This is a genomic window from Opitutus sp. sgz309028, assembly GCF_059821195.1.
In genome coordinates this window covers 1191166-1203945 of record NZ_JCAMRR010000001.1, presented here as the reverse complement: position 1 = coordinate 1203945, position 12780 = coordinate 1191166, and the positions used below count along the sequence as shown (strand labels likewise).

Here is a 12780-nt window from a genome sequence, read left to right as displayed (position 1 = left end):
GAGGAAAACTTACAGGAACGAGCAGATGTATTCGCAGATGCCGCTCGTGACCTCGATGTCGAAGCCGGAATTGCCCGGGACATCGAAGTGCTGGCCAGCGGCGTAGTCGCGCGTTTCGGCGGAGCCGTCGATCTTCACGCGGCACGAGCCGGCGATGATCTCCATGCGCTCGGGCGCGCCGGTGCCGAAGTGAAACGCGCCCGGATAAATCAGGCCGAGCGTCTTCTTGGTGTTATCGGCGAGCAGCACCGTGTGGCTGACGACTTTGCCGTCAAAATAGATGTTGGCCTTCGTGACGACGGTGACGTTCGTGAACTGAGCGGGGAGGGAGGACATGCGAGCCCGAGCCTCGACGCCGGCGCTGCGTCCCGCAAGACCGGACCCACCCTCCGCACCACCGAGCGGACCGGACAGAGTGTCATACATTATATGACACTCTGCTTGGGACGCGACGTGGGGTGGGGTTGCGGAAAAAGGAGGCGATTGCGTTTGTGCGTCGCTTGCGGAATGGAGCAAGCGGATGCGGCGGGCGGTTTGGGCCGGGCGAAGGATGCGCCGAGCTTGTCGTCGAGCCCGCGCCGACGACCGCGGGCGGTGCGCCAAGCGCACGTCAGGCGGCCAGGCAGCGCGTCGCCATCTCGCGGAGGACTTCCTCCTGCTCTCCGGGACGCTGGATCAACTGCTCGAAGGCGGCGATGAACTCCTGCTGGTTGTCGATCAACCGGCGCAGCGGCGGCAGCTTTCCGCCGGTTGCCAGTTTGCCGACATACCAGGGATTTTGCGTGAAGAGGTTGAACGAGCTCTTCTCGGTCGCACCGGTGAACTTCGCGCCGTGGAGCGACGCCGCTTTCGGCAGGCCGTCGAGTCCGCGCGGGCCGAGGCGCACGGCGCCGGCGTCGATCAGGGCGCGGACCTGCAACAGGATGCGGTTGCGGTTCTGCAGCGCGGCGAGGATCGGACGGGCGGCGTTCGGCTCGGCGAAGAACTGCCGCTCGAGCGCAGCGAGGGTCCATTGCAGATTGCCACTGAAAAATGCCTCCGCCGCCTCGAAGAAATCGCCCTCGGCAACGTTCGGCGTGAGCTCGGCGACGTGCGCCTCCTCGATCGTGACGGCGGCAGCTTTGGCGTCGCCCGGCGGCAGCGCGTAGGTGGCGAGCTTGTGCACCTCTTCGACGAGCAGGCGGGTGTTCGCGCCTACTTTGGCGAGCAACATCCGGGTCGCGTCGGGTGTGATCGTGGCGCCAAGTTTTTTCGCTTCCGCGAGCACCACGCCTTCGAGCGCGGAGCCGTCGCCGTCGTCGGCGGCCACCAGCGTGAAATCGGCGTTTTTTTCGCACCATTTCGGAAACGCGCGGCGGCGGTCGACGGGCGCGGCGGTGATCAGGACCGCGGTTTCGGCCGGATCGATTTTCGCCAGGATTTCCTGCAGGTCTTCGACGAGCTTGAGCGTGCCCTCCGCGCGGCCGGTGACGGTGTCGGCGAGGAAATTGACGTCTTTCAGCCACACGACGCGCCGGCCGCCGAACATCGAGACGGTCTGGACGGCGTCGCGGAAGCGGTTCACCGCGTCGGCGACCTCGCTCATGTTGCCGGCGAAGCCGCTCAGGACCTCGCGCGAAAACTCGTCCGGCACCTCGGCGGCGAGCGCGGCGAATTTCTCCGCGCCGAGCCGGCCGACGAGGAAGTCGTCGGGGCCGCAGATGAACGTGAAGTTTTTCGCGGGCGCCATGGTCACGGCGATTTGGGGAAGAGCAGGCGGCGAGCGCGACAAAAATCTGGAGCGGCGCACGGGGTGGTTTGTGAACGTTTTTTCATCCCACGTTCATGAGCCGTTCATTCGCGGAGGGTAGCGTTGTCTCACGCTGTTCTCATCGTGAAACTTCCTCCCATCCTGACCCGGACGCTCGAGCGGCGTCACGGGGGCGTAGTGTTGTTCGTCGCTCTGTTTGTCGGCGTGGCATTTCTGCTGCGGGTCGCGTTGCTGCTCAAGGCGCGCTGGCTGGTCTCCATCGACGCGAGTTTGCTGGCGGCCTTCGGCTGGGGCCTCGTGTTCGATCTGGGCGCGGCGCTGCTGTGGTCGCTGCCGTTGATCGTGCTGCTGACGATTCTGCCGCAGCGGTTCTTTCGCTGGCGCATCGGGCGTGGACTCGCGTATGCGGGGTTCTTTGCGGTGCTTTACGTGCTGCTCTTTGGCACGATGGCGGAGTGGCTGTTTTGGGATGAGTATGGTGTCCGCTTCAATTTCATCGCGGTGGACTACCTCGTCTACACGAAGGAGGTGATCGGCAACATTCGCGAATCGTATCCCTTGCCGGCGATTTTCGCGGGCTTGTTTGTCGCGACGGCGGTGGGCTTCGCCGGCTTGTTGCGCACGGGATGGATCGGGCGCTGGCTCGAGAGCGAACACGAGCCGTTCTGGCCGCGGCTGCGCGCGGGCGGCGCCGGACTGGCAGTCGTGGCGATCGCGATGCTCGGGCTCGAGGCCCGGCAGTTGCCGGCGTTTGCCAACAACTACAACCGCGAGCTGGCGAAGGACGGCGTGTGGTCGCTCTTCGCCGCGTTTCGCGACAACGAGCTCGATTACGATCAGTTCTATCCGACGCTGCCGGTCGACGAAGCGTTTCACCGCGTGCGCCAGGAACTGGCGGAGCACGGCGGGCGCGAGGCGACGTCTGCGTCGGTGGCGAACTCGCCCGCGCCTCGCGACACGCTGCATTTCGTTTCCAATGACGGCCCCGAGCTGCACCCGAATGTCATTCAAATCACGGTCGAGAGCCTGAGCGCGGATTTCGTGAGCGTCTTCAATCGCGCGTCGCACCTCACGCCGAACCTGCAGGCACTCACGGAGAAGAGCCTCGTCTTCGACAACCTTTACGCGACCGGCACGCGCACGGATCGCGGGATGGAAGCGCTGACGCTTGCGCTGCCGCCGACGCCGGGCCGCTCACTCATCAAACGGCCGCGCAACGAGCATCTGTTCACGCTCGGCTCGGTGTTTCGCAGCCGCGGCTACGACACGGCGTTCCTTTACGGAGGCTTCGGCTACTTCGACAACATGAACTATTTCTTCGGCAACAACGGCTATCGTGTGATCGACCGCGCGGCCGTCGGGCGCGAAGACGTGACGTTCGCCAATGTCTGGGGCGCGTGCGACGAGGATCTGTATCGCTGGACGATGCGCGAGGCGGATCGCGAGCACGCCGCGGGCAAGCCGTTTCATTTCTTCGTGATGACGACGTCGAATCACCGGCCCTACACGTATCCGGAGGGCCGCATCGACCTGCCGCCAAAGATCAGCGGACGCGCCGGCGCGGTGAAATACACCGACTTCGCGATCGGCCAGTTTCTGCGCGAGGCGGAGACGAAGCCGTGGTTCAAGAACACCGTGTTTGTGATCGTCGCGGATCACTGCGCGTCGGTCGCCGGCCGGACGACGCTGCCGGTGGAGAATTATCACATCCCGCTGTTCATCTACGCGCCCGGCGGACAGATCGCGCCGGGTCACGTGCGCGAGCTGATGAGCCAGGTCGATTACGCGCCGACGTTGCTCGGCTTGCTGAACTGGAGCTACGCGAGCCGCTTCTTTGGCTGGGACGTGCGCAAAGCCGGCGGCGATCGGCGCGCGCTGATCGGCAATTACCAGAAACTCGGACTCTACGAGCCCGGCGTGCTCAGCATGCTCATGCCGGTGCGCGAGTCGGCGGAGTTCGACTACGATGACACCACGCACGCGCTGAAGAATCGCCCGGCGACGTTCACGTCCGAGGCGATCGCCTATTATCAGACCGCCAGCTATCTCTATCAGCACGGGCTGTATCGCGAACTCTCTGCCGGCGAGCAGGCGGACTATCGGCGCGGCGCGCTGTTCACCCAACCTTCCGAGGCGGTGGCCGCGGCGCAATGAATCCGGTCCGTGCGGTCACCTTCTCTCGTCCCAATTCCGTGAAAACATTCCTTCTCCTCGTTCCGCTGCTGGCGCTGGCCGGCGGGCGTCTGGCCGCCGAACCGCAGCCACTCACGATCGACTACGTCCGTTCGCAGGTGCAGGTCGCCGTCAAGGCGACGGTCGACTCTTTCGTCGCGCAACTCGATCACTACGACGCGCAACTCGTCGTCGACTCGGGCGGCAGCGAGGTCAAATCCGCCACCTTCCGTTTCAAATTCGCCGACGTGAAAACGGGCAAGACGGCGCGCGATCGGCAGATGAACGAATGGGAGGAGAGCGAGCGCTTCCCCGACGGGGAATTCGTGCTTGCGACGCTCACGCCGCGACCCGATGGCCGTTTCACGGCGCGCGGTCAGTTGCGTTTCCACGGCACGATGCGGGAGATCGAATTTCCGATCGACGTGACGTCGGACGGACGGATTTTTGCGATCGATGGGGAGGCCGCGCTCGACACGCGCGACTTCGGGCTGCCGGTCATCCGCAAGTTTGCGATTCTGAAAGTCGATCCGCTCGTGACCGTGCGGTTTCATCTCCAGGGCACGCGCTGAACGCTTCGCCGCCATGACGCTGCCCGATGATGTTTCGTTCGAACAGGCGCTCGTGCGTCACGCGCCGCCGCTGAGCGGCGTCGTGTCGCCGTTGCGCGAGGCGCTGGCGCTGGCCGTCGGGCGCACGGGCCGGATGGTGCGCGCGTCGCTGGTGCTCGAATCGGCCGCAGCCAGCGGCATGCCGGCGGCGGCGGCGGAGCAGGTCGCGTGCGCGGTGGAATACTGGCACCTCGCGTCGCTGCTCTTCGACGATCTGCCCTGCATGGACGATGCGGACGAGCGGCGTGGCGGACTTTGTTTGCACCGAACCTTTGGCGAGGCGACGGCGATCCTTGCCGCGCTCGCGCTGATCAACCGCGCGTATGCGCTGGTGGGCGAGGCGTTCGCGACGCGGCCGCTCGCCGTGCGACGTCGTGCGACCGCGTTGGTGGACGCGGCGCTCGGCCCGGCGGGATTGATCGGCGGACAGGCGCGCGATCTCGCGTTTGCGCCCGAAGCGTCGTCGCCGCGCGACATCGGTCGCATTGCCTGGCAGAAAACCGGCACGCTCCTGTGGCTATGTGTCGCCTTGCCCGCGCTGTGGGCGCGTCCCGGCCGGGGCGCGCAGCGCGCGCTGCGGCGGCTCTGCGTGTATTGGGGATTGGCCTACCAGGCCGTCGACGATTTGCGCGACGTGCTCGCAACGAGCATCGCGACCGGAAAAACCGTGCAGCGCGACGCCGCGCTGCGGCGGCCGAATCTCGCGCTCGCGCTCGGCGTGCCGGCGGCGCGCCGACGCGTGGAGCGACTCCTCTCGCAAGCGGGCCGGACGGTCACGGCACTCGCCCGGCGCGACGGCCGCCGGGCGTTTCTCGCGCGCTGGCATGAGGACGTGTTTGTCGCGCGCGGCGCGATGCTGCGAGCGGCGTGAGGAGCAGCCAATGAACGAAAACGACAGGAATATCTCAGAGGTCGGCCGGCGGGGCGCCGGGTTGTATTCAGGGCCTGGATGCGGGCGAGGAACGACGTCGAAGCGATGCGCAGTCTGAGCCTGGTTTTTACGAATCTCCGCCGGCACAAGCTGCGGGCGTCGATCGGCGTGGCGGGCATCGCCTTTGGGGTCGCCGCGATGCTGACGATCCTCGCGATCGTGAACGGCGCGATCGGGATGTTCGAACACATCCTCGTCACCGACAGCGAGTATCTCGTTTTTGAGAAGAACGTCTCCGACCTGTTTTTCAGTTCCGTGCGCGACGAGGATGTTGTCGCCGTGAAAACGCGGCCGGAAGTCGCTGCGGCGCACGCGATGCTCTTCGGCATCGTGTCGTCGCCGGGATATCCGGTGATCACATGTTTCGGGATCGCGGCGGACGATCCACGGCTGGAGAAGGCAGAGTGGCGCGCCGGGCGGCGCGAGGATTTCGGCGCGCGCAGCGGCGAGATTTTTCTGGGCGAACGCGCGGCGGAATTTCTGCACGCGAAGCCGGGCGAAACGATCGCGATCGGGCCGACGACGTTTCGCGTGGGCGGAATTTTCAAAGCGGCCAACGGCTTCGAGGATGGCGGCGTATTTCTGCCGCTGGCGGAGGCGCAGGCGTATTTTCATCGTCCGGGTGTCGCGTCGGTGGTCGCAGTCAAGCTGCGCGATCGCAGCGAAGGCGCGGCGTTCAAGCGCGCGGTGGAGGCGGAGCATCCGACGCTCGTCGCGCTCGAGGACCGCGAGTTTAGCCAGAGCTACAATTCGTTTCGCATCCTGCGCGCGACCTCGTGGGCGGTGGGCGTGTGCGCATTTCTGCTCGGCGGCTTGGGCGTGGCGAACACGATGCTGATGTCGGTTTTCGGCCGCATCCGTGAACTGGCGGTGCTGCGGGTATGCGGATTTTCCGAACGACAGCTCGGAGCGTTGATTCTGGGCGAAGCCGTGGCGATCGCCGCCGCAGGGCTGGTGCTCGGCACGGCGCTCGGTGCGGCGGTGCTCGCGCTCCTGCCGCACATCCCGCAACTGCAGGGCTACGTCCAGGCGCAGGTGCATCCGGGTGTCGCGCTCGGGATCGTCGGCATGGCGCTCGTGACGGCGGTGGCGGGGGCAATCTATCCGGCGCGATTCGCGTCGCGGATCCAGCCGGTGGAGGCGCTGCGCTATGAGTGAACCCTACGGAATCCTGGTGAGCGCGCGGCGCGTCTCGAAAGCCTACGACGGCGGCCGCGTGCCGGTGTTGCGCGATGTGTCGCTCGCAGTGCGCGCGGGCGAGATGCTGGCGCTGTGGGGCGCGTCGGGCTCGGGCAAGAGCACGCTGCTGCATCTGCTCGGTGGACTTGACATACCGGATACGGGCGAGCTGTCGGTGGCGGGTTTCGATCCGCGGCGCGAACGCGACCGGCTGGAGCTGCGACGGCGCCAGGTGGGTTTCGTGTTTCAACTGCACAACCTGATCCCCGATCTCACCATCGCGGAAAATTTGAGCGTGCCGGCGCTGGCGGTGAACTGCGGCGCGGCGGCAACGCGCGCGCGGGTTCGCGAGGTGGCGGAACAACTCGGGATCGCGCACCGGCTCGGGCATCGTGTGCAGGATCTTTCGGGCGGCGAACGGCAGCGCACGGCGATTGGCCGGGCGTTGATGAATTCGCCGCGGATCGTTCTCGCGGACGAGCCGACGGGATCGCTGGACGAAAGAACAGGCGAGACGGTGTTCGCGCTGCTGCGGACGCTGGTCGAACAGGATGGAATCACGCTGATCCTCGCGACCCACGAGCGGCGTTTTGCCGAGGCTTGTCACCGCTGGGTGCACGTGCGGGACGGCCGTTTGACGGAAACGTGAACCCCGCGCTGGCAACCTCAGTAAGCCGACATGCGCTCGGCTGGCTCGTCGCGGCCAACGTCGTCGGCGTGTGGCTCGCTGCGCTGCTGGTCTGGCCGGAGCTGAACGGCCTGACCGGTGCGCTCAGTTATGGCCGGTGGATGCCGCTGCATCTGGACTGGCAGCTTTATGGCTGGTGCACGCTGCCGCTGCTGGGCGCGTTGGCGGCGTGGATGATTCCGGCTGGCGATTTGGCAGGCGTGCGGCAGGCACGGTGGGCGCTGGCGGCGTGGTCGCTGGCGCTGGCGCTTGGCGGCGTGAGCTGGCTCGCGGGCAACGTGAGCGGGAAGCTGTTTCTCGATTGGAGCGGCTGGGCGCGTCCCCTGCTGCCGCTGGCGATGCTGCTGTGGTGGAGCGCACTCGGCGCGGCGGTGTGGGCGCGGCGGGGAACGCTCACGCGGAGCGAACTGGCGGTGCGCGCGATCGTGCTGGCGCTGCTTGTGAGCGTGCCGCCGCTCCTTTACTGGTCGGAAGGTCGCGAGGTGTATCCGAGCGTCAATCCGGACAGCGGCGGGGCGACGGGTGCATCGCTGCTGGGCTCGACGCTTTCGCTGGTGCTGCTGATCGGGTGGATTCCGCGCGCGCTGGGATTGGCGCGAAAGGAACGCGGCACGCGAGGGGCGCGGTTCTGGGGCGCGCTGGTGGTGTCGGCCGTGATCTTCGTGGCGATCGATCGGGGCAACGCGTCGCATCATGCGTGGGCGCAGATCGCGGCACTGGGAACGCTGCTCGCGTGGGCGCCGCTGACGTGGGGTTATCTGCGAGGATTTGTCTGGCCGGCGGCGGCGGGACGCTGGCTCGGGGCGGCGTTCGCGTGGTGGACGCTGCTGCTGGCGTCGGGCTGGCTGACGTTCTGGCCCGGGCTGTCGGAACGTTTCAAATTTTCCAACGTGCTCGTCGCCCACGCACATCTTGCGATGGCGGGGGCAGTGACGAGTTTCGGCGTCGCCCTGCTGGCGGCGCTGGGGCGTGCGCCCGGCGGGGGCGCCGTGGCGTTCTGGGGCTGGCAACTCGCCACGCTGGCGCACGTGGCGGTGCTGGTGTGTCTCGGGATTTTGGAGACAGCGCGGGCGGGCGAGTTTTTTGTCGGCGCGCCGTGGGTCACGGGACTGCTGGTGGCCCGGCTGATGGCGGGAAGCGCGATGCTCGCGGCGTCGGCGGCGTGGTGCCGGGAGGCGAAAGCATGAGAGCGACGAAAATGGCGGTGGCGCTGGCGTGGGCGGCGGGAGCGATGGACCTCGCGACCGGACTCGGCCTGGTGGGGCTGCCGGCGTGGACCCTGACGGCGATGCGCGTGCCGGTGCCGGGGGCGGAGGCGCTCGTGTTCGTGCGGTTTGTCGGCGCGTTCGTCGGCGCCGTGGGCGCGACGTATCTCTGGGCGGCCCGGCGGCCGGCGGAGCGGCTGCGTATCGTATTTTTGGCGACAATGTGGTTTCGCGGCAGCGCGGCTGGCTACGTGGCGGCGGCGGTGCTGGCCGGATGGCTGACGAGCGGATGGGTGACGGTGTCGGCGACGGACGGGGCGCTGGTGGCGGCGCAGGCGTGGCTGCTGGCGAAAGGAGCGGGGCGCCGTGAATAACACCCCGCGGACGACGACGGCGCGGCTGGCGGGCGTGGGCGCGATTGCGGCGACCTACGTCTACTTTCTGTTGTTCGCGGAGTTCGCGTTTCTCTCGCTGGCGGAGCGGTTCGCGGATGATGGATTCGGACTGCGCGCGATCATGGCGGTTCTGGGGGCGGGTGGCGTGGCGGGCAGCATCGCGGCGGCGCGCTGGTTTCGGCCGACGCATTTGAAGCGGACGCTGACGCTTGCGTTTTTCGGGTGCGGATGGGCGGCGGCGTTCGCCGCGTTCGCCGGTTCGCGGGCCGCGATGATGCTGGCGGGCGGGTTTACGGGCTTTTCGTTGGGCGTAGTGACGGTGACGCTGGCCTCGGGATTGAAAGCGGTGCTCGGAGCGGAGCGGCTGGGGTGGTGGTGCGGGATGGGCACCGGCGCGGCTTACGCAGTGTGCAACCTCCCGTTCGTGTTTGCGGCGCCGGCGTTGGTGCAGGCGTGGTTGGCGGCGGGGGTGGCGTTGGCGGGCGGGCTGATGACGCGCGCGTTCGACGTTCGAGGTATTGAAGAAGTGGTGACGGGAGAGCACGCACCGAAATCGCTCGCCGCGTGGGTGGCGATCCTGCTGGTGCTGGTGTGGCTGGATTCGGCGGCGTTTTACGTGATTCAGCATGCGCGGGTGTGGAAGGCGGGCACGTGGGCCGGGGCGTGGACGCTGGGCGGAAACGCGCTGGTGCATTTCGCGGCGGCGATGGCGACGGGGTGGGCGCTGGATCGCGGCCGGTGGGGCGGGCTGGCGGCGCTGGCCGCGACGGCGTTGCTGGCGGCGTGCACGGTGTTGGGCGAGCGGGGCGCGTCGGGCGTGGTGTCGGTGCTCTATACGGCGGGCGTGTCCGTTTACTCGACAATGTTGGTCTTTTATCCGGCGAAGTCGGGTCGCGCGGCGGTGGCGGGTTGGGTTTACGCTGTCGCGGGCTGGGTCGGGTCGGCGTTGGGCATCGGGCTGGCGCAGGACCTCCACGGAATTCCCGGCTGGTTTCTGGCGCTGGCGGGGGCCGGACTCGCGCTGGCGTTTGCCATCCGGTGGCGGGTGCTGGCGATGACAGTGGCGGCGACGGTGCTGGTGGCAGGAGTTCGGGCCGGCGACTCGGCGCAGATCGCGTTGGGTCGGGAAGTCTACATCGCGGAAGGCTGCATTCATTGCCATTCGCAATACGTGCGGCCGCGGATGGTGGCCGATGAGGAGAACTGGGGACCGGCGCGATCGTTGCAGGCGGTGCTGGCGGAGACGCCGCCACTGCTCGGGAATCGCCGACAGGGACCGGATTTGGCGGAGATCGGCAACCGGCGTTCGGCCGAATGGCAGCGGCTGCATTTGCGGAATCCGCGGGCGGTGATGCCGGGGTCACGGATGCCCGCCTATGACTATTTGTTCGGGACTGACGCAGGGCGCGGGGAGGCTTTGGTGGCATATCTGGCGTCGCTGGGGGGAGCCGACTTGGCCAAGCGGCTCGAGGCGAATGCCGCGTGGCAACCGCGGCGCGAACGCGTGGACGAAGGACGCGGCGGCGTCCTTTTCGGCCAGCTCTGCGGGGTGTGTCACGGGCTGACAGGCCGCGGCGATGGTCCGCTGGCGGGGCGCCTGAGCGTGCGGCCGCCGGATTTTGCGCACGACGCCTGGCGGCGCGTTGAACCCGCGGAACGCTGGGCGGTGGAACGCGTGGTGAAGTTCGGCCTTCCGGGGTCGCCGATGGCGGGTCACGAGTATTTGAGCGATGAGGACGTTCTTGCGCTCGCCGCGCATGTCCGCGCGCTTCATGCTGGAGGTTCCCTTCAATGAAAATCCTGGTCGTTGAAGACGAACGCCGCGTGGGGCAATTCGTCGAAAAAGCGCTGTCCGAGCAGAACTATGCGACGAAATGGGTGGCGACCTGCGCGGCGGCCCGGGACGCGCTGGCGGAATCGCCCTACGACGCGGTGGTGTTGGACCTGGGATTGCCCGACGGCGACGGGTTGGACTTGCTGCGCGAGTGGCGTGCGAGCGGGTTCAACGAACCCGTGCTTGTGCTGAGTGCGCGGGATGCGGTCGGGGACCGGATTCGCGGATTGAATCTTGGCGCGGACGATTATCTGCCGAAGCCCTTCAGTGTGGATGAAGTGGTCGCACGCGTGCGCTCGCTGTTGCGGCGGCATGCGGGCGCGAAGCAGACGGTGCTGACGCACGGGCCGGTGCGCATCGATCTGCTGGCGCATGCCGTCACCTGCGGCGGCAAGCCGGTGGACCTCACGGCGCGAGAGTTCGCGTTGCTGGAACTTTTCCTCCAGAATCCGAATCGGGTGCTCACGCGCACGCTGATCGCGGAAAAAATCTGGGAGGCGAGCTATGATCTGGAAACGAACCTGATCGACGTCTACGTGCGGCGGCTGCGGCGCAAGCTCGAGGGGCCGGCGGGCCAGCCCTTGATCAAGACGGTGCGCGGAACGGGTTACCAGTTGTTGTGAGCATGCGATCGCTCTTCGCCACAAATTCATTCACGACGCGGGTGACGCTCCAGTTTGCGGCGCTGGTGACGGCGACGACCGCGGTCGTGCTGCTGGTGGGTGGCTGGCTGCAGTCGCGCCAGGCGGTCGCGGGTCTGGATTTTCTGAACGCGGCGGAGTATCAGGAAATCCGCCAACGGCTCGGGGTCGATCCGCGCGGACTCTCGCCGGCGAGCGTGGAGGCGCTGGTGCGCGAGCATGTGCAGATCGACGCGGCGCAGTATTTTTTCCAGGTCCGCAGCCGGACGGGCCAGCTGTTGTTTCGCTCGCCGAATCTCGGCGAGACGGTGCTGCCGGGCGGCCCGCAGACGGATGGCGACCGGACGGTCCAGGTGCCGGGACTCGGCCGCATGCGGCTTTCAGAGTTCGTGACGGGAGACCTGCACGTGCTGGTCGCCAGTTCGCTCGAGCCGGCGGAGCGGCTGTTGCGCGATTATGCGCAGACGAGCGTGGTGTTGTTGTTCGGAGTGGGGCTGGCGAGCCTGGGGCTCGGCTGGTATTTCGCGCGGCTGACGCTGCGGCCGGTGAAGGCGATCCGCGAAACGGCCAGTCGCATCGGGCCCGACACGCTCGGCGAACGCATCCCGATTCCGGAAGGGCAGGACGAACTCAGCGCGCTGGCGCGGTTGTTGAACGACATGTTCGACCGGCTGGAAGCGTCGTTCACGCAAGTGCGGCGCTTCACGGCCGACGCCTCGCACGAATTGAAGACGCCGCTCGCGCTGCTGCGGCTGAACGCGGAGAAACTGCAGCGCCGGGTGGCGACCGATCCGGAGGCGGCCGAGGCGGTGGGGCAGATGCTGGAGGACCTCGACGCGCTGCGGCGGATGATCGAGAGCCTGCTGTTTCTCGCGAAGGCGGAGAGCGGCACGCTCGCGCCCGCGCTGGCGGAGGTCGAAGTGGGCGAGTTCGTGCGCAGCTTCGGCGAGGACGCGGCGGCGATCGCCGAGGATCGGGGCGTGATCTTCAATATTGAAAAAGCGGATACGGGAATGGTCCGTTGCGAAAAGACGCTGATGCGCCAGGTGCTGTTCAACCTGCTCGACAACGCCCGACGGGCGACGCCGCCGGGCGGCCGGATCGCGCTCGATTCGACGCTGGGCGGCGGTCGCTGGCGGTTGGCGCTGGAGGACGAAGGCCCCGGTCTGTCGGACGCGCAGTTGACGCGGATCTTCGAGCGTTTCGTGCGTTTCGGCGCGGGAGAGGAGACCGGCGCGAACGGCAGCGGGCACGGCCTGGGACTGGCGATCTGTCGCAGCATTGTCGCGCTGCACGGCGGCGTCATCGAGGCGCGCAACCGATCCGACCGGAGCGGGCTGCGGGTGACGATCGAGTTGCCCGCCAAATCTTGAA

Annotated in this window: 12 protein-coding genes; 10 read left to right on the top strand and 2 right to left on the bottom strand. The window is 67.3% G+C overall.

All coding sequences use genetic code 11. The features are described 5' to 3' along the window. Nucleotides 1–9: 9 nt before the first annotated feature. Together ppnP and holA are read right to left on the bottom strand one after the other, a co-directional pair. Nucleotides 10–336 carry a pyrimidine/purine nucleoside phosphorylase gene (ppnP, locus tag AC6RV7_RS04645; RefSeq protein WP_500092736.1) on the bottom strand — a complete coding sequence of 109 codons (327 nt, stop codon included), beginning with the start codon at nucleotides 334–336 and terminating at the stop codon, nucleotides 10–12. 274 nt (nucleotides 337–610) lie between these two features. Further along, nucleotides 611–1729 (bottom strand): DNA polymerase III subunit delta, encoded by a 1119-nt coding sequence (gene holA / locus AC6RV7_RS04640; RefSeq protein ID WP_500092735.1) that lies wholly within the window; start codon nucleotides 1727–1729, stop codon nucleotides 611–613. A 144-nt stretch (nucleotides 1730–1873) separates the two neighbouring features. Here holA and AC6RV7_RS04635 point away from each other — a divergent pair, with 144 nt between their 5' ends. From AC6RV7_RS04635 to AC6RV7_RS04590, 10 genes are all read left to right on the top strand, one after another. Next, nucleotides 1874–3904 (top strand): LTA synthase family protein, encoded by a 2031-nt coding sequence (locus AC6RV7_RS04635; RefSeq protein ID WP_500092734.1) that lies wholly within the window; start codon nucleotides 1874–1876, stop codon nucleotides 3902–3904. 38 nt (nucleotides 3905–3942) lie between these two features. Continuing rightward, nucleotides 3943–4494: a YceI family protein gene (locus AC6RV7_RS04630; protein ID WP_500092733.1), complete on the top strand. Its 552-nt coding sequence runs from the start codon at nucleotides 3943–3945 to the stop codon at nucleotides 4492–4494. 13 nt (nucleotides 4495–4507) lie between these two features. Then, nucleotides 4508–5404 (top strand): polyprenyl synthetase family protein, encoded by an 897-nt coding sequence (locus tag AC6RV7_RS04625; RefSeq protein ID WP_500092732.1) that lies wholly within the window; start codon nucleotides 4508–4510, stop codon nucleotides 5402–5404. A gap of 78 nt (nucleotides 5405–5482) precedes the next feature. Beyond that, a complete protein-coding gene (locus tag AC6RV7_RS04620) occupies nucleotides 5483–6622 on the top strand; it encodes an ABC transporter permease (protein ID WP_500092731.1) in 1140 nt (379 codons plus the stop codon). Continuing rightward, nucleotides 6615–7292 (top strand): ABC transporter ATP-binding protein, encoded by a 678-nt coding sequence (locus tag AC6RV7_RS04615; protein WP_500092730.1) that lies wholly within the window; start codon nucleotides 6615–6617, stop codon nucleotides 7290–7292. The genes AC6RV7_RS04620 and AC6RV7_RS04615 overlap by 8 nt, the downstream gene beginning before the upstream one ends. Further along, nucleotides 7289–8518: a hypothetical protein gene (locus AC6RV7_RS04610; protein WP_500092729.1), complete on the top strand. Its 1230-nt coding sequence runs from the start codon at nucleotides 7289–7291 to the stop codon at nucleotides 8516–8518. Before AC6RV7_RS04615 ends, AC6RV7_RS04610 begins: the two co-directional genes overlap by 4 nt. Then, nucleotides 8515–8910 (top strand): hypothetical protein, encoded by a 396-nt coding sequence (locus tag AC6RV7_RS04605; RefSeq protein ID WP_500092728.1) that lies wholly within the window; start codon nucleotides 8515–8517, stop codon nucleotides 8908–8910. The genes AC6RV7_RS04610 and AC6RV7_RS04605 overlap by 4 nt, the downstream gene beginning before the upstream one ends. Beyond that, complete coding sequence (locus AC6RV7_RS04600) at nucleotides 8903–10726, top strand: cbb3-type cytochrome c oxidase subunit II (protein ID WP_500092727.1); 1824 nt, start codon at nucleotides 8903–8905, stop codon at nucleotides 10724–10726. Before AC6RV7_RS04605 ends, AC6RV7_RS04600 begins: the two co-directional genes overlap by 8 nt. Beyond that, a complete protein-coding gene (locus AC6RV7_RS04595; RefSeq protein WP_500092726.1) occupies nucleotides 10723–11388 on the top strand; it encodes a response regulator transcription factor in 666 nt (221 codons plus the stop codon). The genes AC6RV7_RS04600 and AC6RV7_RS04595 overlap by 4 nt, the downstream gene beginning before the upstream one ends. A 2-nt stretch (nucleotides 11389–11390) precedes the next feature. Beyond that, on the top strand, nucleotides 11391–12779 hold the full coding sequence (locus AC6RV7_RS04590; RefSeq protein WP_500092725.1) for a sensor histidine kinase: 1389 nt from the start codon (nucleotides 11391–11393) through the stop codon (nucleotides 12777–12779). The last annotated feature ends 1 nt before the right edge of the window (nucleotide 12780 follow it).

Coding starts and splice junctions, on each gene's coding strand:
- ppnP (WP_500092736.1), bottom strand. CDS start 336: ATGTCCTCCCTCCCCGCTCAGTTCACGAACGTCACCGTCGTCACGAAG.
- AC6RV7_RS04625 (WP_500092732.1), top strand. CDS start 4,508: ATGACGCTGCCCGATGATGTTTCGTTCGAACAGGCGCTCGTGCGTCAC.
- AC6RV7_RS04605 (WP_500092728.1), top strand. CDS start 8,515: ATGAGAGCGACGAAAATGGCGGTGGCGCTGGCGTGGGCGGCGGGAGCG.
- AC6RV7_RS04590 (WP_500092725.1), top strand. CDS start 11,391: ATGCGATCGCTCTTCGCCACAAATTCATTCACGACGCGGGTGACGCTC.
- AC6RV7_RS04595 (WP_500092726.1), top strand. CDS start 10,723: ATGAAAATCCTGGTCGTTGAAGACGAACGCCGCGTGGGGCAATTCGTC.
- AC6RV7_RS04615 (WP_500092730.1), top strand. CDS start 6,615: ATGAGTGAACCCTACGGAATCCTGGTGAGCGCGCGGCGCGTCTCGAAA.
- AC6RV7_RS04620 (WP_500092731.1), top strand. CDS start 5,483: ATGCGGGCGAGGAACGACGTCGAAGCGATGCGCAGTCTGAGCCTGGTT.
- holA (WP_500092735.1), bottom strand. CDS start 1,729: ATGGCGCCCGCGAAAAACTTCACGTTCATCTGCGGCCCCGACGACTTC.